The following is a 19,818-nucleotide window of genomic DNA, read 5'->3' on the forward strand; positions in this document are numbered from 1 at the left end:
CCCCGAACTAGACCCCGCCCCGCCGGCGCCCGGTCCGACCCCAGGCGATGCCCTCGCGCACCGCGGCGAGCAGCGCCGCCTCCTCCCACGGCTTGTCGAAGACGCGATGGACGCCGGCGCGGTTGACCGCATCGGCGAGCGTCTCGCGATCGGCCCGGGCGCTCAGCAGGATCCGGTAGGTGCCGGGATAGAGCCCGCGCACGCGGGCCAGCAGATCGACCCCGCTCATGCCGGGCAGATCCTGGTCGCTCACCACCACCGCCACCTGCTCGGCGGCGAGGATCGCCAGCGCCTCGGCCGCATCACCCGCCTCGTGCACGGACACCCCGAGCGGGGCGAGCGCCCGGGCGAGCGCGCGGCGCACCCCCGCCTCGTCGTCCACCACCAGCACCCCGCCCTGCCCCTCGCCCCCGGGATCCCATCGCACCCCCGCCGCCAGGTAGCCGCGCAGCCGCCCCAGCGGCATCGGCCGCGCGAAGTAGAAGCCCTGCACCTCGTCGCAGCCCGCCCGCCACAGCCAGCGCACCTGCGCCTCGCGCTCCGCCCCCTCGGCGACCACGCGAAGGCCCAGGGAGCGGCCGAGGGCGATCACGGTGCGCATCACCGCCGCATCGCGCGGCGCCTCCACCACCGAGGCGACGAAGGTGCGATCGGCCTTGAGGACCCGGATGGGCAGCTCCCGCACCAGCGCCAGGTTCGAGTGGCCGATGCCGAAGTCGTCGATGGCCACCGCAACGCCCAGCTCCGCCAGCGCCCCGATCACGGCGCGCGCCCGCGCCGGGTCCTCCGCCACCGCCGTCTCCGTCAGCTCCAGCTCCAGCGCCTGCGGGGGGAGCCCCGTCTCGGCGAGCACCGCGCGCACACCCGCCACCAGGTCGGGGTCGTCGAGCTGGTGCGCCGAGACGTTGACGCCCACGCGCACGTCGTACCCCTCGGCACGCCACGCCGCGGCGTCGCTGCAGGCCCGGCGCAGCACCCAGCGGCCGAGGTCGCCGATCAGCCCGCACGCCTCGGCGAGCGGCACGAACTCCGCCGGCGGCACCAGCCCGTGGCCCGCGCGCGGCCAGCGCACCAGCGCCTCGGCCGCCACCACCCGCCCCGTGGCCAGCTCCACCCGCGGTTGGTAGTGCAGCTCGAGGGCGTCGGCCTCGATGACCGCGGCCAGGGCGCGCTCCAGGGCGCGCCGCCGCTGCAGCCGCTCGGTGAGCTCGCCGCGGTAGAAGACCACCCGCTCGCCGCCGGCACCGCCGGCCTCGTGCATGGCCGCATCGGCCGCCCGCAGCAGCGCCTCCGCGTCCCCGCCATGGCCGGGGAAGAGGGCCACGCCCATGCGCACCCCGAGGCGCACCGGCTCGCCGCCCACCTCGAAAGTGCGTGCGAAGACCGCCTCGATCCGGCCCACCAGGGCCACGGCGTCGTCCGGGGCCGCGATCCCCTCCAGCACCACCACGAAGTGGTCGCCGCCGAAGCGCGCCACGGTGTCGCCGCTGCGCACCGCCGCCCGCAGCCCCCGCGCCACCGCCTGCAGCAGGGCGTCGCCCGCGGCGTGGCCGTGCAGCTCGTTGACCTCCCGGAAACGCTCGAGGTCGACGTAGACCACCGCAACCCCGGTGCCCGTGCGCGCGGCACGATCCAGGGCGTGCACCAGCCGGTCCTCCAGCGCCGCCCGGTTGGGCAGCCCGGTCAGCTCGTCGGTGAGGGCCCGCCGCTCCAGCGCCTCCTGGTAGCGGACGAGATCGGTCAGATCCGAGACCACGGCGACGTGGTGCGAGACCCGCCCCGCCGCATCCCGCATCGGCGCAACCCGCACCCGGGCCCACCGCGCCCCGTCGTCACGACGCAGCCGCACCACCACCTCGCAGGGCTCGCCCGCCGCCACCGCCCGCCGCAGCGCCGCCCGCGCCCGCTCGTCGCCGCCCAGCGTCTCGTAGAGCTCGGCCGCCGGCCGCCCCACGGCCGCCGCCGCCTCCCGTCCCGCGAACCGCTCGAAGGCGGGGTTGACGTAGACCACCGGGAGCGCCGGATCGTCCGCGGCCGCGATGAGCACCCCGTCGCCGATGCTGCCCATGGCGTGGCCCATGAGCTCCAGGTGCCCGCGGGCCGCCTCGTGGGCCGCACGCAGCCGGTGCCCCTGGATGCCGTAGGCCACGTCCGCCGCCAGCCGGCGCAGCAGGTCCCGCTCCTCCTGGCCCGGCGTGCCCGCCTCGCGCCCGTGCAGCCCCAGCACGCCGAGGACGCCGGTCACGGTCCCGTCCTCGGCAAGCGGCAGGAAGGCGGCGAAGCGCAGACCCGCCCGGCGCGCCCCCTCGGCCCAGGGACCGGCGACCGCGCCCAGGTCCTCCACAAAGACCGCCTCGCCCCGCATCGCCGCCCGCCAGGGCAGATCCTCCCCCTCCGCACCCAGCAGGCCGAGGTCCAGCGCCTCCTCCTCGCCGGCGGCGGCGAGGAGGACGAGCCCCGGCGCGTCGTCGCGCCGCACCGCGACCCAGGCGAGGGCGTAGGCCCCCACCCCGACCAGCTCCGCGCACACGTCCCGCGCAAGCGCCGGCTCGTCACGGCTGCGAAGCAGCGCCTCGTTGCACGCCGTGAGCAGCCCAAGGCTCCGGTTGAGCCGGGCGAGACGCGCCTCGCGCACCCGCTCCTCGGTGACGTCCACGAGGACCCCGGCCATCCCGTCCGGGACCGGGACCGCGCGCTCGCGCACGTGGCGGACCTCCCCGTCCGGCCCGATCACGCGGTATTCGCTCGCGAACGCTCCGCCGCCGGCGCGGGCGCGGGCGACCCGCTCGCGGTCCTCGCCGTGGACGCGGGCGAGCGGCGGCGCCCCCTCGCCCGGGGCCGCAGGCCCGAGGATGCGCAGCGCCCCCGGAGAAAGCTCGATCCGCCCGCCCTGCACCCGCCAGCTCCCCGTGCCTCCCTCGCCCTCGGCGGCGCCCACCGCGGCGAGCCCCGCCTGCAGGCTGCGCCGCCGCCGGGCACTCCAGCCGGCGAGGGAAACCGCCGCCGTGGTGAGCACGAGGCCGCCCCCCAGCGCGACCCCGGCGGGCAGCCAGGGCACCGCCACCTGCGGCGGCGCGGCGAAGACCTGCACCGGCACGCCCGCGCCGGCCAGGGAGAGCCGCGTGCGCAGCACCGGCCGCCACCCCGGCGGCCCCGCCTCGCCCGCCCAGCGCACGGCGAGCCCCGGCACCGCCGGCAGCGTGAGGTCCAGCATCGCCTCGAGGTGGCCGCGCCCCCCGCCCACCGGGAGGCCGAAGATCCCGCGCCCGTCCATGCCCATGCGCACGAGGCGCGGCTCCGCCGCGCCCGAGAGCGCGGGCGCCGCCTCTTCGAGGGCCGCCCCCGCCGCCGCGTCGGCGCCGGCGAGAAGCACCCCCTGCCCCGGGCGGTGCCAGGCCAGCGCGGCGAGGCGCGGGTTGCCCGAGAGCAGCAGGCGGGCGAGCGCCCGGAAGCGCTCCTCCCCCGCCTCCCGCTCCGCCAGCACCCGCACCAGCAGCAGCAGCCCCTCGCCGCTCCCGGCGAGGGCCTCCTCGAGCCGCCCCGCGAGGCCGCGCGCCGCGGCCTGCTGCGCCGCCACCGCGGCCTCGCGGGCGCGCAGCCGCTCGCGGCCGTGGATCGCCGAGGCGGCGGCCAGCGTCACCGCAAGCCCCACCGCCGCAACCCGCACGAAGCCCCGCCATCCGCGCCCGACGCCCACCCGCCGGCCTCGATTTCCACAAAGATATGTCGCTTATACGCTAGCAGACGGCACCGCTGGCTGCCAAGCAATCGGCTCGATGCGTTCTGATCGGATTTTGCGCAAGATCAGGCCGGCGTCCGCGCCAGCTCCGCCTGCGCGTGCCGCAGCAGCGCCTCGGCGCGGTCGCCGTGCCCGGGCGCGACGGCGAGGCCGATGCGGGGACGCAGGGCGAGCGCCTCGCCCCCGCCGAGGCGGCGTGGCGCCGCGAGCGCCTTGCGCAGACGCTCCGCGGCCCGTCGCGCGTCCGCCGCCGTGACCGCATCGGTGACGACGACCACGAAGCGGTCGCCATCCGCCGCGACGGTGTCGGCCTCGCGCAGAAGGCCCTGCAGCTCGGCGGCGAGCGCCGCCCGCAGCCGTCGCGTCCCTTCCTCGCCGAGACGCGGCGCCGCCTCGGCGAGCCCGTCCAGCTGCAGCACCAGCACGCCGACGCCGCGGCCGCCCCGGCGCACCACCGCGAGCAGCCGCTCGAGGCGGTCGGCGAGGAGCGCCGGTCCCGGCAGGCCGGTCTCGCCGTCGGTCAGCAGGCCGTGCTCCAGGGCCTTCTGACGGCGCATGAGCCCGGTCACGTCCACGGCGACGGCGACGTGGCCGCGGTCCTCGTCGAGCGGGGCGGAGGCCACGCAGGCCCAGTACTCGCCGCCCTCGGGCCTGCGCCCGCGGACCAAGGCCTCGCGCGGCCCGGCGGCCGTGAACATGCCGGCCAGCGGCGCCGCCGCCCCGGCGCCGGCCCCGCCCGCCAGCACCTCTTCCGGGGTCCGTCCGAGAGCCCATCCGGGCGCCCGACCGGTGAGCGCAGCGAGCGCGGCGTTGGCCCACGTGACGCGCGCCACCGCACCCTTGCGCTCCACCAGCAGCACGCCCGCCGGCGCCTGCGCCAGCGCCTGCGCCCGCCGCCGCGCCTCGGCCATGCCGTCGACCCGCGCCGCCTCGTTCCGCGCCTGCCGCAGCCGCCGCCCGAGCCCCGCCGCGAGCACGGCCAGCGCCTCCAGCTCCTCGGCGTCCACCCGTGCCGGGTCGGCGGCGGCCACGGCCAGCACGCCGCCCCCGGCGCCCTCGTCGAAGGGCACCACCGCCACCGCGCATCCGCCCCGGGCGTCGCCCCCCAGCCACCGCGCAAGCTCCGGCTCGGCGCCGAGGTCGCACCGCACCAGCGGCCGCCCCTCCCGCAGCGCCGCCGCCACCGCCCGCGGGGCCTCACGCACCCCCGCATCACCCGCGGGGGCCACCCGCTCCAGCCGCCCCTCGCCCACGAGGCGGTCCACCACGGCGAGGACGTAGTCGCCGAAGCCGCAGAGCTCGCGGCAGAGGGCGCCGGCGAGGGCGCGCGCGTCGCCCTCCCCCGCGAGGACGGCGGCCGCCCGCGCGAGGAGGTCGCATCGCCGCCCCAGCGCCCGCACCCGCGCCTCCAGGGCGCGCGGTCCGGTGACCTCGAGGAGCACGCCGACCACGCGCCAGCCCGCCGCCTCGCGCCGGGCGTGGGCGACGTGCCGCACCGTGCGCAGCCCGTCCCCGTCGGCGAGACCGTGCTCGAGAGCGAAGGGGCGCCCCTGGCCGACGGCGGCCTCGAGGGCGGCCCCGACGCGGGCGCGGTCGCCCTCGGCGACGCGCCCGACCAGGGCGGCGCGGGAAACCGCCCGCCCCTCGAGGCCGAGCAGCGCCCGCGCACCCCGCGACAGGCGCAGCCGCCGCCGCTCCGGATCCCACTCCCAGTGGCCGAGCCCGGCCACCGCCTCGGCCTCGGCGCGCCGCTGCGCCTCGCGGTGCAGCCGCGCCCGCGCCCGCCCCAGCACGCGCACCAGGGCCGCGAGGCGCGCCTCGTGGGCGAGCCGCGCATGCACCCCCAGCGCGAGCGCGAGCGCCGCGGCCAGCCCCGCCGCCAGCGTCGCCAGCGCCGGCCGCGGCGAGACCGACGGCAGCGGCTGCCCCAGCCGCACCTGCAGCCGCCACGGCACCCCGAACGCCTCCACGAGGATGCGCTCGCCCTCCGGCGGCGCCATCGCCGGCGTCCCGGGGGCCCGCACGGGCCCGCCCCCGGCGACGCTCAGCCACGCCCACTCGCCGCGGCGGGCCGCCGCCCGGGCAACGTCGGCGAGCAGCGCCTCGAGGTCGAGACGGACGAAGAAGAACCCGATCAGACCGGCCTCGCGCTGGAGCGGCTCGCGCCGCGCCAGGGCCGCACCGTAGGCCGGCCGCACCCCCAGCACGACCCCCTCGGACAGGACCAGGAGCGCGGATCCCGCCGCCGCGCCCGCCCGCGCCAGGACCGCACCCGCCTGCGGCACCGCGGCGAGGTCGCCGCCGGGCACACCGCTGGCCGTGCCGTCGGAGAAGTAGAGCCGCACCGGAAACCCGCCGTCCCGGCGCGGCGCCCAGCCGATCCCGGCGATGCCGGCGCCGAGGTCGCGGGCGAGGGCGGCGAGGGCGCGCAGCCGGGGCGGATCCACCGTGCGGCCGCTCTCCTGGATGCGGGCGGGCAGCGCCAGCAGCCCGTCGGCGAGCCGCAGCGCCGCCTCCAGCGCCCCGCGCCAGGCGCCGAGCCGCTCCTCGGCCGCGGCACGGGCGAAGGCCCGCGCCTGCAGCGCGGTCAGGCGCTGCACCTGCCACGCCGCCGCCGCCGCGGCCAGTGCCCCCAGCAGCAGCACCAGCACCGCCCAGCGCCCGGCCCCGGGCGCCGGCCTCCCGATCCCTGGCCGCATCCCTGCCTCCTGCGGGCGCCCCTGCGCCCGGAGCGCCCCGCGGTGGTGGCTTCAGCTCACATTGTAGAGGTCGATCAGCGCCGGGTCCGCCGCGGCCTCCAGCTCGCGGCGCTGCTGCTCCTTGGCGGCGTCGCTGCGCAGGGCCTTCAAGTGGCGCAGATAGGCCTCGGTGACGCCGCCGGTGACGTAGTCGCCGTCGAAGACCGAGGCGTCGAAGCGCGGGATCGCCGGGTTGCCCCGGCGCACGGCGTCGACGAGGTCCGCGAGGTCCTGGTAGATGAGCCGGTCGGCGCCGATGGCGCGCCCCACCTCCTCCTCGCTGCGGCCGTGGGCGATGAGCTCGTCGGCGGCGGGCATGTCGATGCCGTAGACGTTGGGGTGGCGCACCGGCGGCGCGGCGGAGGCGAAGTAGACCTTGCGCGCGCCGGCCTCGCGGGCCATGCGGATGATCTCGCCCGAGGTAGTGCCGCGGACGATGGAGTCGTCCACCAGCAGCACGTTCTTGCCCTGGAACTCGAGGCCGATGGCGTTGAGCTTCTGGCGCACCGAGCGGCGGCGCTGGGTCTGCCCCGGCATGATGAAGGTGCGCCCGATGTAGCGGTTCTTGATGAAGCCCTCGCGGTACTTGACGCCGAGGCGGTGGGCGAGCTCCAGGCCGGCGGTGCGGCTGGTGTCCGGGATGGGGATGACGACGTCGATGTCGTGGTCGGGCCAGACGCGCAGGATCTTCTCGGCCAGGGCCTCGCCCATGCGCATGCGCGCCTTGTGCACGGAGACGCCGTCGAGGATGGAGTCGGGGCGGGCGAGGTAGACGAACTCGAACAGGCAGGGCGAGAGCACGGGGTCCTCGGCGCACTGGCGGACGTAGACGCGCCCGCGCTTGTCGATGAAGACCGCCTCGCCGGGGGCGACGTCGCGCTCGAGGGTGAAGCCGAGGGCGTCGAGGGCGACGCTCTCGGAGGCGAACATGAACTCGGGCCCGTCGCGGGTCTCGCGGCGGCCGAAGACCAGGGGCCGGATCCCGCAGGGGTCGCGGAAGCCCAGCACCCCGTAGCCGGTGATCATGGCCACCGCGGCGTAGGCGCCGAGGCAGCGGCGGTGCACCGCGCGCACGGCGCGGAAGAGATCCTCCTCGGTGGCGCGCAGCTTCCCGCCCTGCTGCAGCTCGTGGGCAAGCACGTTGAGGAGGATCTCCGAGTCGGAGTCGGTGTTGATGTGGCGCAGGTCGTCGCGGAAGAGGTCCTCCTTGAGCTCGCGGGCATTGATGAGGTTGCCGTTGTGGGCGAGGGTGATCCCGTAGGGCGAGTTGACGTAGAAGGGCTGGGCCTCGGCCGAGGACGGCGAGCCCGCGGTGGGATAGCGCACGTGGCCGATCCCCATGCTGCCGCGAAGGCGCAGCATGTGGCGGGCCTGGAAGACGTCACGCACGAGCCCGTTGTCCTTGCGCAGAAACAGCCGCGCGCCCTCGCAGGTGCAGATGCCGGCGGCGTCCTGCCCCCGGTGCTGGAGCACGGTGAGGGCGTCGTAGAGGTCCTGGTTGACCGGCCCGCGCCCGACGATGCCGACGATGCCGCACATGGACGTCAGACCCTCCGATGCCGTGCCTGCGGCGCCGCCCGGTGGCCGCGGCTCACGGGAAGCGGAAGTTGGCGGCGATGTCGCGGGGCAGGTACTGCCGCAGCCACAGCGCCAGGTCCTGGAACGGCCCGATGAGGGCCGAGTCGCGCCACCAGGGATCCTGCGGCAGGGGCGTGAGGCCCGCGAGCAGCACCAGCGCCGCCACCAGCACCACCCCGCGGGCGGCCCCGAAGAGGGCGCCGAGGAGGCGGTCAGTGCCCGACAGCCCCGTTCGGTCCACGAGCCGGCCGATGAGGAAGTTGACCCAGCCCCCGAGGATCAGGGTGGCGAGGAAGAGGCCGAGGAAGGCCAGCGCGGCCCGCGCCGAGGGCAGCGCCACCACGCCCGAGAGGAGCCCGGCCACCTCGTCGGAGAAGGCGAGCCCCACCCACAGCGCGAGCCCCCAGGCGGCGAGCGAGAGGACCTCGCGGACGAAACCGCGCCAGAGGCTCACCAGCGCCGAGACCGCCACCACGGCGACGATGACGTAGTCGATCCAGATCACGGACGAAGCCCGTCCCGCCGGAAAGCGCGCATTGTACCGGATGCGGCGCCGGGCGCGAGCGCCCCCTCACCAGCGGGCGTGCAGGACCCCCGCCTCGACCTTGGTCTCGAAGCGGCGAAGCGGATGCCTGCCCTTGGCCACGCACGCCCCGGTGGTGATGTCGAAGACCCAGCCGTGCCGGGGGCAGGTCAGGCGCTCGCCGTCGAGGGCGAGATGCGGGATGTCGGTGACCTGGTGCGGGCAGCGGCTGTCGTAGACGTGGAAGCGGTCGCCCTCGCGGTAGACGAAGACGCTGCGCGGCCCCACGTCGAAGCGGCCCGCCTCCCCCTCGGGGATCTCCGCCACCGGGGCGACCGCGTGCCAGGCGGGCTCGGCGTCGATGAGCTCCGGGTGGAACTCCGGGATGTCCATGTCGAGGATGACGTCGATGGCCCACAGGATCTTGGTCAGCCCCAGGACCGGGAAGGCCATCAGCAGGGCGTCGATGATCTCGTGGGGGGTGGCGCCGTTGCGCAGCGCGCGCGGCAGGTACTGGCGCAGCCCCCGCTCGCTCTGGGTCGCCACCTTGGTGATGACCGAGATGAGGTCGCGGGTGCGGGTGTCGAGGTGGCGGCCCGAGGCCTTGAGGAACTGGAAGTAGGGCCTGGCCGCATCGGGCCGGACCTTGATGAAGTAGTCGAGGGCATCGCTCATGCCGGATCCTCCGCACGGGCACCACAGCCGCCGATTCTAGCCCGCACCGCCGCGGCACCGCCCCTCCCCGGGCGGGGGGGTCAGAGCGCGGCGAGCAGCGGCGCCGCCCGCCGCCCGATGCGCCGGCGCAGCCGCGCCCGCGCCCCCGCCACGTCCAGCCCCGCCCGCCCCAGCGCCGCCACCAGCCGCACCAGGCCGGCGAGGTCGGCCACGTGCACCGACTCCGGCGCCGGCGCCCCGTCCGCGCCCTGGTTGTGGTAGCGCACGAGGGGGACGGCGAGACCGGCCGCGGCCCCGCCCCAGGCCTGCGCCGCGGTGGCCTCGCAGGTGCCGCCGTCCATCAGCCGGCGCTGGAAGCCGCCGGCGCCGAGGACGCGGCGGGCGAGGCGTGCCAGCGCCTCGCACCCGCCCGGGTCGAAGACCATGCTGCGGTCGCCGAGGCGCACCACCGGGCCGCCCCCCGGCCGCGCCCCGGGCCCCGCGGCCGAGGCCTCGAGGCTGACCAGCACCGCATCCTCCAGCGGGCCGTGGCGCTCCAGGTGCCCCACCAGCCCCACGAAGCCCACCTCCTCGGCGCGCGTCAGCAGCCCCGGGGGCGGGGCACGGCGGCGCCGCACCGCGGCGCACACGACGGCGAAGACGCCGGCGAGGTCGTCGAAGGCCCGCGCGTAGAGGCGCGCGCCGCGCCGCCACGCCGCCGGCTCGAAGTCGAGCCCGCCGGAGAGGGCCGCCGCAGGCCGCTCCAGCGGCTCGTCGGGGACCACGCGCAGGGGCGTGCCGCCCCGGCCGGGGCGGCCGGCCTCGCGCACCACCCCGCGGGCGAGGATGCGCCCGCCGGCGGCGAGCCACACCCGCGCCCCGGCAAGCCGCCCCAGCGGCCCGCCGCCGAGCCAGCGCGCCTCGAGGGTGCCGTCGCGGCGCCAGCGCCGGCCCACCAGCCCGGGGTGGTCCATGTGGGCGCAGGCGACGACGCCGTGGACCCGCACCCGCGCCCGCCACGCCGCCGGCGAGGCCTCGCCCACGAGGAGGTTGCCGACGGCGTCGCGGCACCAGGGGACGCCCGCGGCCTCCAGCCAGCCCGCGGCCCAGGCCGCCACCGCCTCCTCGCGGGTGGGGGCGGTGGGGCAGGCGAGCAGCGCGGCCAGACGCGCCCACTCCCCCGCCCGCAGCCCCGGCGGCGGGCGGCCGATCACAGCGCCCGCGTCCACTCGGGGCGCAGCAGCGCCTGCGGCCGCGCCATGGCCAGGCGCACCTCGGCCAGCAGCCGCTCGCGGTCGCGCCCGAGTACGCCCTTCAGCACCAGGCGGTTGGAGGCGTGGTCGCTGCGGAAAATGGTGCGCTCGAGGGCGGTGTGGGCGATGAGGGTCTCCATCTCGCGCAGGGACCCCATGAGGTCGAGGGGCTCGTAGCCGGGGCCGAAGGCGGCGCGGAAGCGGGCGTCGCCCAGCGGGTGCATGAGGGTCAGCACCGCCGCGTACTCGGGCTGCACGGCGTTGAGCACCTCGGCCGAGGCCACGGCGTGCCGCTGCGAGAGGGCGCGCCCGGCGAGGCCGTTGATGATCATCACCGAGACCGCGATGCCGGCCTCGCGCGCGCGGCGCAGCCCCTGGATGGTGCTGTCTCGGGTCTCGCCCTTGCGGATGCGGGCCAGCACCTCGTCGTCGCCGGACTCGACGCCGACGTAGAGGAGCCGCAGCCCGGCCTCGCGCAGGGCGGCCAGCTCCTCCCGCGGGCGGCGCAGGATCTGGCGCGGCATGGCGTAGGCCGAGACCCGCTGCACGCCGCCGATGTGGGTGCGGATCGCCTCCAGGATCGCCAGCAGCCGGCGCGTCGAGAGCACGAAGGCGTCGCCGTCGGCGAGGAAGACCCGGCGCACGGGCCCGAGGCGCGCCCCCACGGCGCGGATCTCCGCCAGCACCTCCGCCTCGGGACGCGGGCGGAAGCGCTTGCCCGTGTACATCTCGCAGAAGGCGCAGCGGTTCCAGGAGCAGCCCAGCGTCACCTGCAGGATCAGCGACTCGGCCTCGCTGGGCGGCCGGTACACCGGCTCCTCGTAGCGCAGCGGCAGCATCCACACGGCGCGATCACCTCCGCCCGCCGGCGCTCCCCGGCGACGGCCCCCATTCTGGCGCCGCCGCCGCCGCTTTCAAGCCCGTCCCCCGGCCCCGTCGGGGGGCTCCAGGTGCACGCGCAGGGGCACCGCGCTTCGCAGGTGCAGATCGCGCTGCGGGTAGGCGATCTCGATGCCGGCCTCGCGGAAGAGGCGGTCGATGCGGTGGCGCACGTCGCTCGCCACCTCGCGGTAGTCGCGGTCGGGCCGCTGGCGGACCCAGAAGTTGGCGGTGAAGACGAGGGCGCTGTCGCCGAAGTCCTCGAACAGCACCTGCGGCGGCGGGTCCTCCAGGATCTCGCCGTGCTCGGCGAGGATGCGGTCCATGAGCCGCGTCACGTCCCGGGTCGGCGAGCCGTAGGCGACACCCACCGAGACCGAGATGCGGACGCGGTCGTCGGACAGGGTCCAGTTGATGACGTTGCGCTCGAGCAGGACGCTGTTGGGCACCAGGATGTCGACGCCGTCGATGCGGCGGATCTGGGAATAGCGGGCGCCGATGTGGGTGACCCGTCCGCGCAGCCCGTCCACCTCGATCACGTCGCCGTGGCGCACCGGCCGCTCCACCAGCAGGATGAGGCCGCTGATGAAGTTGTTGATGAGGTTCTGGGCGCCGAAGCCGACGCCGATGGCGAAGGCGCCGCCGAGGAAGGCGAACAGCGTCAGCGGGATGTTGAAGGACTCCAGCGCGAACAGCGCCAGCACCACCAGGATCAGCACGTGCGTGATCCGGTGCACCAGCGTGGCCAGGCCCCGCTCCATGCGCAGCCGCCGCTCCAGGAGGCGGCGCACGAGGCCGGCCACGCGCCCGGCGAGCCACAGCCCCAGCAGCAGCACCGCGAGCACGGAGAAGGTCCGCCCGACGGTGATCCCGCGCCGCCCCACCACCACCTCGCCGTCGACCGTGATCCGGTCCTCGATGCTGAGCAGCTCGTAGTTCCACACCGCGCGGGCGGCCTCGAGGGTGCGCGCGGCGACGTCGCGCAGGCGCGCCTCGGCGCCGACCCCCTCGCCGAAGACGGCGAGCTCCGCGCGCCAGCGCGCGAGCAGACCCTCGAGCTCCTTGACCCGATCCAGGGCCTTGCGCAGGGAGCCGATGCGGCTCTCCAGGGAACGCACGGTCTGGCGGGCGAGCGCGAGGCGGGGATCGTCGCGCGCCATGGCCTCGAGCTCGCCGCGGCGGGCCTCGGCCTCGCTGAGCGCGGCGTCGAGCTGCGCCAGGAGGTCGTCGCGCCAGCCCTGCAGCCACTGCAGCTCCGCCTCGACGCGGGCGCGCGCCTCGGCGATGGCCGCAGGGTCGCGCCGCTGCGCCGCCTCGTGGCGCTGCTGCCAGATGCGCGCCTCGCGCGTGTAGCTCTCCTCCAGGCGCCGTCGCAGGGCGAGCTCCACCGCCGCCGTCTCCGCGATCACGCGGCGGGCCTCGGCCACGAACTGGGCGCGCCCGATGGCCTCGAGCACCGCCGGCTCCGGCGCGCCCTGCTCCGCCGACCGCTCGCGCAGCGCCCCGAGGGCCTCGCGCGCCGCCCGCAGCTTTTCCTGCGCCGCCCGCAGCGCCGCCTCCGCCTGCGCCACCTCCCGCCGCAGGGCGGCCGCGCGTGCGGTCGCCGTCTCCACCTTGGCGTCGCGATCGGCGGCGGTCAGGGGCGAGGCGCGCGTCGCCTCCTCGGCCCGCGCCCGCAGGCCCGCCAGGCGCTCGCCGCCGCGGGCCAGGGCCCGCTCGAGGACGCGCCGCTCCTCCGCCACCGCGGCAAGCTCCGCCTCCAGCACCTGCACCGCCAGGGCCGCAAGCTGCACCCGCCAGCGCGCCGCCTCGCGCTGCGCCTCCTCCCCCGCGGCCACCTTCTCCAGCGCCTGCTGCGCCTCGCCCAGGGCGCTGCGGGCCCGGTCGGTCTCGGCGCGCAGGGCGTCCTGCTCCGCCTCCAGCCGGCGCAGCCGCTCCCGCAGCGCCCGGTTGGCCGCCTCCTGCGCCAGCACCTGCGCCCACAGCGCCTCGAGCTGATCGATGCCGAGAGGCAGCTTGAGCGGCTCCGCCGCCACCTCCGGCTGCGGCGCCTCGGCCCGCGCGAGGGCGTCGAGGCGGCGCTGCAGCGCCGCCGCGAGCCGCAGCAGAAGATCCCGGCGACGGGTGAGTTCGTCCTCGCCGATGCCCGCGGGCAGCGTCTTCGCGGCGACCGCCGCCTCGAGGGCGGCGAGCTCGCGCCGGGCCTCGGCCAGGCGCTCGCGCAGCCGGTCGCGCAGGGCCTCCGGGGTCTCCGCCGCGGCCGGCGCAGCGGCCGCCGGCTTGCCCTCCGGCGCGGCCACCTTGGGCGGCGCCGCGGGCAGGGCCGCGGGCAGCAGAAGGGCGAGGAGCAGGGCGGCGAGGCGGCGGATGGACATGGGCGTCGGGACGGGTCTTGGCTCGGGGCGGAAAGCGTAGCACGCGGAAGGCCTGCGCGCGCTCCGGCGGGCCGGGCCGCGGCATCCCCCGGACCTTGCGCGCCTCAGGGCGCCACCTTCTCCCACTGCCGTTCCAGGCGCGCCTCCGAGACCTTCGCCGCGGTGCCGAGCTCCTGGGCGAAGAGCGAGACCCGGAACTCCTCCAGCATCCAGCGGAAGCGCTCGAGCTCGGGGTCGGCGAGGCCGCGCGCGGCGTGGGCTTCGCGCCGCGCCCGCAGCCGCTCGGCGAAGGGGGCGATGCGGGCGAGCCGCTCGGCGTCGCGCCGCGGGTCCTGCTCGAGGCGCTCGATCCGCCGGCGCACCGCTTCGAGGTAGCGGGGCAGGTGGCGCAGCCGCTCGCGCGGCAGCACGCGCGCCATGCCCGGAAAGAGCAGGGCGTCGAGCTGGCCCTCGATGTCGGCCACCGCGGTGCGCCACGCGGGAGGCGCCCGGCGCAGGCGGCCGCGCACCTCGCGCGCGGTCTCCAGGGCGCGCAGCAGCCAGCCCGCCTGCTCGGCCACCGCGGCGGCGAGCCGGCCCCGCCCCGCCTCCAGCCGCGCGCGGAAGGCGGCCTCGTCCCGCGGCACGGGCTCGGCGGCGAAGAGCGCGAGCGCCACCCCCATCAGCAGATCGTCCACCAGCGCCTCGCAGGGGCCGAGCCCGGCGTGGAGCAGGCACAGGCGCTGGCGGTCCGGGATCTGGCGGCGCAGCGCCTGCGCCAGCGCGCCGAGCTCGAGGAGCGCCAGGCGCGCCACCCCCGCGGGATGGCGCCGCGCGCTCTCGGCGGCATCGTCGAGGAGCCGCAGCGCCACCCGCCCGCCCTCGTCCACCAGCGTCGGGTGGACCTCGATGGCGAGGCCGCCGCGGCGGATCCGCCGCGGCGCCAGGGTCCCCACGTCCCAGCGGCGCAGGTCCTCGCGCTCGCCCTCCGCGGCGCCCAGGGCGGCGCGCACGCCGCGCGCCTGCTGCGCGAGCCCGGCCTTGAGGGCGGCCAGATCGCGCCCCGCGGCGAGGGTCCGCCCGTCCTCGTCGACGACCCGGAAGCGCATGCGCAGGTGCGCGGGCAGATCCGCCGGCCACGCCTCGGGCGCGATCTCGACCCCGGTCATGCGCTTGAGCTCGGCCGCGAGGGCCTCGGTGAGCGGCCGCGCGCCGGGAGTCAGGGCGGCGAGGGCCGCGTCGGCGAAGTCCGGCACCGGCACCAGGGCCCGGCGCGTGGCCTTGGGCAGGCCGCGCATGAGGTGGATCACCTTGTCGCGCAGCAGCCCCGGGACCAGCCAGTCGAAGGGGGCGGGGTCGAGCTGGGGCAGCGCCGCCAGCGGCACCACCGCGGTGACGCCGTCGGCCTCGTGGCCGGGCTCGAAGCGGTACTCCAGCGCCAAGCGCAGGCCGCAGGCCTCGATGTGGTCCGGGAATTCGGCCCGCGAGGCAGCCCCCGCGGCGTCGCGGACGAGGTCCTCCTCGCGCAGGAAGAGGCGCTCGGGGTCGGCCCGCTCGGCCTCGCGGCGCCAGCGCTCCAGGGTCGGATGGTCGCGCACCTCGGCGGGCAGGCGGGCGTCGTAGAAGGCGTAGAGCGCCTCCTCGTCCACCACCACGTCGCGCCGGCGCAGCCGCGCCTCCTCCTCGCGCAGGCGCGCGATGAGCGCCTGGTTGTGGCGCCAGAAGGGGGCGCGGCTTGCGTAGTCGCCCGCCACCAGGGCCTCGCGGATGAAGATCTCGCGCGCCCCGGCGGGGTCGACGGGACCGTAGTCCACCTTGCGCCGCGCCACCAGGGTCAGGCCCCAGAGGTTGACGCGCTCGTAGGCCATCACGCGGCCGGCGCGCCGCTCCCAGTGGGGCCCGGCCCAGGACCGCTTGACCAGGTGGGCGGCGGCCTGCTCGATCCACTCCGGCTCCACCGCGGCCACGGTGCGGGCGTAGAGGCGCGTGGTCTCGACGATCTCGGCGGCCACGATCCAGCGCGGCGTGCGCCGCGCAAGCCCCGAGCCCGGGTGGATGCGCAGCTTCGCCCCGCGCGCCCCGGTGTACTCCCCGCTGCCTGCGCCGCCCCGCAAACGCCCGCCGCCAGCCCCCCGACCGTCTTCTTCCGCCGCCCACGCCCCCAGCTCCGAGACGGCAGCATTCGGCGCTCCCCGCGACTGGGCGCCGCGCACCCCCGTGTCCGCGCCGATGTCGCCGAGCTGCGCCACCTGGCCGAGGAGGCCGGCGAGGAGCGCGCAGTGGACGGCCTCGTAGGAGGCGGGCTCGGTGTTGAGGCGCAGGCCCATGTCCTTGACGAGGCCGGTGAGCTGCCCCGCCACGTCCTGCCACTCGCGCATGCGCAGGTAGGCGAGGTAGCGCTCGCGGCACCAGGCCCGCTGCCTGCGGTTGGAGAGGTGGCGGCGCGCCTCCTGCCAGGCCCGCCACAGCCTGAGCAGGGCGACGAAGTCCGAGCGCTCGTCGTGGAAGGCGGCGTGGGCGCGGTCGGCCGCCTCCTGCGCCTCCATGGGCCGCTCGCGGGGGTCCTGCACCGAGAGCGCGGCCGCCAGCACCACCATCTCGGCCAGGGCCCCATGCTCGGCCGCGGCGAGGAGCATGCGCCCGATCCGCGGGTCCACCGGCAGCCGCGCAAGCCGCCGCCCGATCTCCGTGAGCCGCCCCTCGGGATCGAGGGCCCCGAGCTCCTCCAGCTCGCGCAGCCCCGCGCGGACCTGGCGCGGGTCGGGCGGGTCGAGGAAGGGGAAGTCCTCCACCTCGCCGAGGCCCAGGGCCTTCATGCGCAGGATCACCGCCGCGAGGTTGGTGCGCAGGATCTCGGGGTCGGTGAAGCGGGGGCGGGCGAGGTAGTCCTCCTCGGCGTAGAGGCGGAAGCAGATGCCGGGCCCGACGCGCCCGCAGCGCCCGGCGCGCTGGTCCGCCGAGGCCCGCGAGATGGGCTCCACGGGCAGGCGCTGGATGCGCGAGCGGGGGCTGTAGCGGCTGATGCGGGCAAGCCCCGTGTCCACCACGTAGCGGATCCCGGGCACCGTGAGCGAGGTCTCGGCGACGTTGGTGGCGAGCACGATGCGCCGCCCGGCGTGGGGCCGGAAGATGCGCTGCTGCTCCGCCGCCGAAAGGCGCGCATAGAGGGGCAGGATCTCGGTCCCGGGCGGGTGGTGCTTGCGCAGGGCCTCGGCCGCCTCGCGGATCTCGCGCTCGCCCGGGAGGAAGACCAGGACATCGCCGGGACCGCAGGCGGCGGCCTCGTCCACGGCGTGGAGGATGCCCTCCAGCAGGGTGCGGTCCTCCTCGTCCGGGTCCTCGCTCACCAGGGGCCGGTAGCGGACCTCCACCGGGTGGCTGCGGCCCGGGACCTCCACCACGGGGGCGCCGCCGAAGTGGCGGGCGAAGCGCTCGGGGTCGATGGTGGCGGAGGTGACGATGACCTTGAGCTCGGGCCGCCGCTCCAGCAGCCGCCGCAGGTAGCCGAGGAGGAAGTCGATGTTGAGGCTGCGCTCGTGGGCCTCGTCGACGATGAGGGTGTCGTAGGCGAGCAGCCACGGGTCGCCCTGGGTCTCGGCGAGGAGGATGCCGTCGGTCATGACCTTGACGTAGGCGTCGCGCCCGACGTGGTCGGCGAAGCGCACCTTGTGGCCGACGAGCCGGCCCGGGGGGCTGCCGAGCTCCTCGGCGATGCGCGCCGCCACCGAGCGGGCGGCGATGCGCCGCGGCTGGGTGTGGCCGATGAGGCCGGCCACCCCGCGCCCGAGCTCGAGGCAGATCTTGGGCAGCTGCGTGGTCTTGCCGGAGCCGGTCTCGCCGCACACCACCACCACCGGGTGGGCGGCGATGGCGGCGGCGATGGCCTCCCGATGGGCGCAGACCGGGAGACCGTCGTCGAAGCGCGGCCGCGGGAGGGCGGCGGCGCGGGCCTCGCGGCGGGCGCGCGAGGCCTCGATGGCGGCCTCGATCTCGTCCAGCACCCCCTGCGGGGGCGGTCTGCGGCGGCGGGCAAGGCCGCGCAGCCTGCGCCGCAGACGATGGGCGTCGGCGAGCATGCAGCCCTCGAGCCGGGATGCCAGCTCGCGCAGGCGGCGGCGGGGATCGTCGGGTTGCGGTCGCGGCGCGGCCATGTCGGGGGCGCGAGCCTACCAGCGCGCGCCCCCCCGGGGAAGCCGCTGCCCTACTTGCGGATGAAGAAGTGGTGCGCCCCCTCGGCGTCGCGCACCGCCTCCAGGAGCTCATGGCCCGTGTTGGCGGTCCAGGCGCGCACGTCCTCGGGCGTGCCGGGGCAGGTGGAGACGAGCTCCATGATCTCGCCCTCGCCCATCCCCTCGAGGACGCGCCGGGCCTCCACCACCGGGCCGGGGCAGCGGGCCCCGCGCATGTCCAGGCGGACCGCCACCGGCCAGCGGCGGGCCTTCTGCACGTAGTAGCCGCGCCGCCCCTCCGCCAGGCCCTCGACGTGCAGCAGCCGGTTGCCGGTGTGGCGGGCCCAGGCCCTGAGGTCGTCCTCGACGCCGGGGCAATCCGAGACCAGCAGCATGACCTGCCCGGGCTCGAGCTCTTCGGCGATGCGCTTGGCCGCAGGCAGCGGACCCGGGCACACGACGCCGCTGAGGTCCACGGTGACGTCCGCCTTGTGCTCCCCGTGCCGCTCCATCCTCGCCTCCCGCCCCGCAGGGCGCGTCCCGAACCGCCTGCCGACCATGCTATGGGGGCCCCGCGTGCCGGTCCATCCCCCCGCTGGGGGAGCGCCCACCCCGCCGCCGTGGGGAGGGGGAGGCGCCCCCGCCTCTGCTACGATAGCGCGCCGCACCGCCCGGGGGACGACAGGACGTGGGACGCCCGCTTCGCCGCCTTGCCGCCGTGCTGCTGCCGCTGCTGGTCCTCGCCGCGGGCGCCGGCGGTCTCGTCCTGCTCGCCCGCAGCCGCCCCCAGCCTGCCGCGGCCCCGGCCGAGGCGCGGGCCTGGCGGGTCGCGGTGCGCACCGTGCACCCGGGCCCCAAAGCGCCGGTGCTGACCCTGTACGGGCGGGTGGAGGCGCCGCGGCTTGCGCGCCTGCGCGCGGCGGTGGGGGCGGAGGTGGTGGAGGTGGCGGTGCGCGAGGGCGAGGCGGTGGCCGCAGGCGCCCTCCTCGTCCGCCTGGACGGGGCCGAGATCACCGCCGAACTCGCCCAGCGCCGCGGCGAGGTGGCGGAGATCGAGGCCGCCCTCGCCAGCGAGGCCCTGCGCGACGAGGCGGACCGCACGGCGCTCGCGCGGGAGCGGGAGCTGCTGCGGCTGGCGGAGGCGGAAGTGGAGCGGGTGCGCGGGATGATGGCGCGTGGCCTCGCCTCCGACGCCGAGCTCGACCGCGCCCGCCGCGAGCTGCTGCGCCAGCGCCTGGCGGTGGACCAGCGCGAGGCGGCGCTGCGCGACCACGGCAACCGGCTCGCCCAGCTCCGCGCGCGCCTGGCCCAGGCCCGGGCCCGCCTGCGCCGCGCGGAGCTGGATCGGGCCCGCACCCGCATCACGGCGCCCTTCGCCGGGCGGATCGCGGCGGTCGCGGTGGCCCCCGGCGACCGCGTCCGCGCGGGCGACGCCCTCGCCGAGATCTACGACCTCGCGGCGCTGGAGGTGCGGGCGCAGATCCCGGGACCGCGGCTGGCGCTCGTCCGCGCCGCCCTCGCCCAAGGCCCCCTCGAGGCCGACGGACGCGTCGACGGGGCGCCGCTTCGCCTGCGCCTCGAGCGCCTCGCCGGGCGGGCCGAGGCCACCGCGGGCGGGCTCGACGGCCTCTTCCGCATTCTCGACGCCCAGGAGCCGCCGGCCCTCGGCCGCTTCGTCGCGGTGCGCCTCGCGCTGCCCCCCCAGCCCGCGGCGGTGGCCCTGCCGGCCGAGGCGCTCTACGGCGACGACCGCGTCTACGAGGTGGTGGACGGGCGCCTGCGCGCGGTGCGGGTGGAGCGGCTCGGCACCGACGCCGAGGGGCGCGTGCTGGTGCGCAGCCCGGAGCTTGCCGACGGCGACCGCGTCCTCGTCACCCAGCTGCCGGAGGCGGTGACGGGGCTCGCGGTCGAGGCGGTGGAAGGCTGAGGCC

The 19,818-nt window shown here is 77.4% G+C and carries 11 protein-coding genes; 1 reads left to right on the forward strand and 10 read right to left on the reverse strand.

Features of this window, described 5'->3' with window-relative positions; translation table 11 throughout:
* Window positions 1–7: 7 nt before the first annotated feature.
* The 10 genes from EDC57_RS09570 to EDC57_RS09615 all read right to left on the reverse strand — a co-directional run bounded on the left by EDC57_RS09570 (window position 8) and on the right by EDC57_RS09615 (window position 18,399).
* Complete coding sequence (locus EDC57_RS09570; protein WP_123401623.1) at window positions 8–3,697, reverse strand: EAL domain-containing protein; 3,690 nt, start codon at window positions 3,695–3,697, stop codon at window positions 8–10.
* A 107-nt stretch (window positions 3,698–3,804) separates the two neighbouring features.
* Window positions 3,805–6,438 carry a diguanylate cyclase domain-containing protein gene (locus EDC57_RS09575; protein ID WP_123401624.1) on the reverse strand — a complete coding sequence of 878 codons (2,634 nt, stop codon included), beginning with the start codon at window positions 6,436–6,438 and terminating at the stop codon, window positions 3,805–3,807.
* 51 nt (window positions 6,439–6,489) lie between these two features.
* Window positions 6,490–8,016 (reverse strand): amidophosphoribosyltransferase, encoded by a 1,527-nt coding sequence (gene purF, locus EDC57_RS09580; protein ID WP_123401625.1) that lies wholly within the window; start codon window positions 8,014–8,016, stop codon window positions 6,490–6,492.
* Window positions 8,017–8,068: 52 nt separating this feature from the next.
* Complete coding sequence (locus EDC57_RS09585) at window positions 8,069–8,560, reverse strand: CvpA family protein (protein WP_123401626.1); 492 nt, start codon at window positions 8,558–8,560, stop codon at window positions 8,069–8,071.
* 66 nt (window positions 8,561–8,626) lie between these two features.
* A complete protein-coding gene (locus tag EDC57_RS09590; protein ID WP_123401627.1) occupies window positions 8,627–9,253 on the reverse strand; it encodes a Rieske 2Fe-2S domain-containing protein in 627 nt (208 codons plus the stop codon).
* An 80-nt stretch (window positions 9,254–9,333) separates the two neighbouring features.
* On the reverse strand, window positions 9,334–10,461 hold the full coding sequence (locus EDC57_RS09595; RefSeq protein WP_148051450.1) for a hypothetical protein: 1,128 nt from the start codon (window positions 10,459–10,461) through the stop codon (window positions 9,334–9,336).
* Window positions 10,443–11,324, reverse strand: coding sequence for a B12-binding domain-containing radical SAM protein (locus EDC57_RS13330; RefSeq protein WP_123401629.1), 882 nt, complete (start codon window positions 11,322–11,324; stop codon window positions 10,443–10,445). The genes EDC57_RS09595 and EDC57_RS13330 overlap by 19 nt, the downstream gene beginning before the upstream one ends.
* A 75-nt stretch (window positions 11,325–11,399) precedes the next feature.
* Window positions 11,400–13,739 (reverse strand): mechanosensitive ion channel domain-containing protein, encoded by a 2,340-nt coding sequence (locus tag EDC57_RS09605; protein ID WP_123401630.1) that lies wholly within the window; start codon window positions 13,737–13,739, stop codon window positions 11,400–11,402.
* Between the two features lie 104 nt (window positions 13,740–13,843).
* Window positions 13,844–17,869: an ATP-dependent RNA helicase HrpA gene (hrpA, locus tag EDC57_RS09610; RefSeq protein WP_123401631.1), complete on the reverse strand. Its 4,026-nt coding sequence runs from the start codon at window positions 17,867–17,869 to the stop codon at window positions 13,844–13,846.
* Between the two features lie 50 nt (window positions 17,870–17,919).
* Window positions 17,920–18,399: a sulfurtransferase TusA family protein gene (locus EDC57_RS09615; protein WP_170165100.1), complete on the reverse strand. Its 480-nt coding sequence runs from the start codon at window positions 18,397–18,399 to the stop codon at window positions 17,920–17,922.
* A 176-nt stretch (window positions 18,400–18,575) separates the two neighbouring features.
* Between EDC57_RS09615 and EDC57_RS09620 the strand changes: the two genes are divergently transcribed.
* Entirely contained in the window at window positions 18,576–19,814 is a 1,239-nt protein-coding gene (locus tag EDC57_RS09620) for an efflux RND transporter periplasmic adaptor subunit (protein WP_123401633.1), read from the forward strand.
* Window positions 19,815–19,818 lie beyond the last annotated feature (4 nt).

This window comes from Inmirania thermothiophila (assembly GCF_003751635.1).
Lineage (GTDB): Bacteria > Pseudomonadota > Gammaproteobacteria > DSM-100275 > DSM-100275 > Inmirania > Inmirania thermothiophila.

Coding starts and splice junctions, on each gene's coding strand:
- EDC57_RS09575 (WP_123401624.1), bottom strand. CDS start 6,438: ATGCGGCCAGGGATCGGGAGGCCGGCGCCCGGGGCCGGGCGCTGGGCG.
- purF (WP_123401625.1), bottom strand. CDS start 8,016: ATGTGCGGCATCGTCGGCATCGTCGGGCGCGGGCCGGTCAACCAGGAC.
- EDC57_RS09590 (WP_123401627.1), bottom strand. CDS start 9,253: ATGAGCGATGCCCTCGACTACTTCATCAAGGTCCGGCCCGATGCGGCC.
- EDC57_RS13330 (WP_123401629.1), bottom strand. CDS start 11,324: ATGCTGCCGCTGCGCTACGAGGAGCCGGTGTACCGGCCGCCCAGCGAG.
- EDC57_RS09605 (WP_123401630.1), bottom strand. CDS start 13,739: ATGTCCATCCGCCGCCTCGCCGCCCTGCTCCTCGCCCTTCTGCTGCCC.
- hrpA (WP_123401631.1), bottom strand. CDS start 17,869: ATGGCCGCGCCGCGACCGCAACCCGACGATCCCCGCCGCCGCCTGCGC.
- EDC57_RS09615 (WP_170165100.1), bottom strand. CDS start 18,399: ATGGAGCGGCACGGGGAGCACAAGGCGGACGTCACCGTGGACCTCAGC.